The following is a 2,559-nucleotide window of genomic DNA, read 5'->3' on the forward strand; positions in this document are numbered from 1 at the left end:
TCATGCAGGGAAGGACGCCTTACCCTCGTTGAACGAGGGTAAGGCGTCCTTCCCTGCATCAGGGGTGGATCGGGGTGGGGCGAAGGACGCCGGTGTCGAGGTCGGCGATGTACTGCCGTTGCAGGTTGCCGTCGACCCGGGTGCCGAGACGGCCGACGTGGCCGCCGACCAGGGTCGCGCATGGCCTGGTTCTGCGCGGGATCCAGGCCGGGATGTCCCGCGCCACCGCGAGGTTCAGGAATGGTCTGGTAGATGGAATCCGTGACCCAGTACGGGTTTCCCCGGATGTGGCCGACGAAGTAGCCGTCGGCGTTGAGCTGGGGGCCGAGCGCGGCGCTGGGGATCGGGGCGTAGTCGGGCAGGTCGTCCGCGGCGGGTGATGCAGCAGCGGCGAGGAGCACGGACGCGGCCGCCGCACCGATGGCCCCGTAGCGGAGCAGCTTGTGCCGGCCAAGGACGGCATGCACGGCCTCGCGGCGTCGGATCGGTGGTCGTCAGTCATGGGGCCTTCGGCATGCGGAACAGCGTCGGGGCCGGCATCCATCACCGCCAAGCCGACCGGTCATTTTCACGGAGCGGACTGCCCGTTCGAGCCGGCCGGGAACAGACCCCGGTGCTGCGGCCCACCGGACGGCGAGGGACGATCTGAGCATGCGCGTCCTGGTGGCCGGCTCGTCCGGCTTGATCGGTTCCGCCCTGCTGCCGGTGCTGCGGCACGCCGGCCACGAGGTGCTGCGCCTGGTGCGACGGCCGGCGTCCGCCCGGGACGAGCGCAGCTGGGACCCGCCGGCCGGCCGGATCCAGGACGGCACGCTGGACGGCGTGGACGCGGTGCTCAACCTGTGCGGCGCGGGCATCGGCGACAAGCGCTGGAGCCAGGCCCGCAAGCAGACGCTGCTGGACTCCCGGGTCGAGCCGACGGAGGTGCTGGCGGCGGCGGTCGCGGAGCACAAGATCCCGGTGCTGGTGAACGCTTCGGCGGTCGGCTTCTACGGCGACACGGGCGACCGGACCGTGGACGAGTCGGGGCCGAAGGGCCAGGGCTTCCTGGCCGACCTGGTGCACGAGTGGGAGTCGGCGACCCGGCCGGCGGCCGACGCCGGCGCGCGGGTGGCGCTGCTGCGCACCGGCCTGGTGTTCGCCGAGTCAGGCGGGCTGCTGGGCAAGCTGAAGCCGCTGGTGTCGCTGATGCTGGGCGGCAAGCTGGGCGACGGCCGCCAGTACTGGCCGTGGATCTCGCTGGATGACGAGCTGGCGGCGATCCGGTTCGTGCTGGAACACGAGGACATCTCGGGTCCGGTCAACCTGTGCGCGCCGGAGCAGCTGACCAACGCGGAGCTGACCAAGGTGATGGGCGAGGTCATGGGCCGCCCGACGCCGTGGACGGTGCCGGGCTTCGCGCTGCGGGCGGTGCTGGGCGAGTTCGCCGACGAGGGCGTGCTCATCGGCCAGCGGGCGACGCCGAAGGCGCTCCTGGACCACGGTTTCCAGTTCCAGCACGAGACGCTGGCCACAGCCCTTCCGGAAGTGCTCGGCCAGCGGGCGTAAAGTCGCTGTGTGACGACCATTTCCTGCCGCGCACGGCCGATCCCGTGCAGGTGCGGCCGCTGGGCACCATCGACTACGCGCAGGCCTGGGAGCTTCAGCGCGAGCTGCTCAACGCCCGCGCGGACGGCGCCGGTCCGGACACGCTGCTGCTGCTGGAGCACCCGTCGGTCTACACCGCCGGCAAGCGCACCGAGCCGGAGGACCGCCCGCAGGACGGCACGCCGGTGATCGACGTCGACCGCGGCGGCAAGATCACGTGGCACGGCCCGGGCCAGCTGGTCGGCTACCCGATCGTCAAACTCAGCGACCCGGTCGACGTCGTCGACTACGTGCGCCGCGTCGAGCAGGCCCTGATCCACGTGTGCGACCAGCTCGGCGTGCCGACCGGCCGGGTCGAGGGCCGCAGCGGCGTGTGGCTGGCCGCCGACGGCGACCGCCCCGAGCGCAAGATCGCCGCCATCGGCATCCGGGTCCAGCGCGGCGTCACCATGCACGGCCTGGAGATCAACTGCAACGCCGACCTGGGCGCCTTCGGCAAGATCATCCCGTGCGGCATCCGTGACGCCGGCGTCACCTCGCTCAGCGCCGAACTCGGCCGGGACGTCACCGTGGCCGAGGTCCAGCCGCTGGTCGAGGCCGCCGTGCTGGCGGCCATCGAGGGCACCCTTCCGGTGACCGTGCGCAACATCGACCGCACCGAGCCCACGGCCGCCGGGGTGACGTTCTCGCTGTCCTCCTGACTGGATCGAGTGGCTGGCGCAGCGGCGTGACCACGTCAGCCTGTACGCCGACGACGGCCGCGGGCGCCGCATCGCGTTGCACCCGACCGGCCGGTGGCGATGGCGTCCGCGTACAAGGCGATCCACGTCGCCACCTTCGCCGGCAGCGGCATCAACCCGCAGCGACGCGTCACGATGTGCGATCGAGATCCGGCCCTGCGTCGGACCGCGGCCTGCGGCGGCTGGCCGAACGCCGAGGTGACGACCGCACCTGGGCGACATGCTGCGGCTC

Annotated in this window: 3 protein-coding genes; 2 read left to right on the forward strand and 1 reads right to left on the reverse strand. The window is 72.1% G+C overall.

The features are described from left to right. Positions 1 to 58: 58 nt before the first annotated feature. Positions 59 to 226, reverse strand: coding sequence for a hypothetical protein (locus tag KUTG_RS58465; RefSeq protein WP_157494557.1), 168 nt, complete (start codon positions 224 to 226; stop codon positions 59 to 61). Between the two features lie 425 nt (positions 227 to 651). Here KUTG_RS58465 and KUTG_RS15620 point away from each other — a divergent pair, with 425 nt between their 5' ends. Together KUTG_RS15620 and lipB are read left to right on the forward strand one after the other, a co-directional pair. Continuing rightward, positions 652 to 1,548 carry a TIGR01777 family oxidoreductase gene (locus KUTG_RS15620; RefSeq protein ID WP_043717633.1) on the forward strand — a complete coding sequence of 299 codons (897 nt, stop codon included), beginning with the start codon at positions 652 to 654 and terminating at the stop codon, positions 1,546 to 1,548. A 44-nt stretch (positions 1,549 to 1,592) separates the two neighbouring features. Further along, a complete protein-coding gene (gene lipB / locus KUTG_RS15625) occupies positions 1,593 to 2,288 on the forward strand; it encodes a lipoyl(octanoyl) transferase LipB (RefSeq protein ID WP_198047182.1) in 696 nt (231 codons plus the stop codon). The last annotated feature ends 271 nt before the right edge of the window (positions 2,289 to 2,559 follow it).

The organism is Kutzneria sp. 744 (genome assembly GCF_000568255.1).
Lineage (GTDB): Bacteria > Actinomycetota > Actinomycetes > Mycobacteriales > Pseudonocardiaceae > Kutzneria.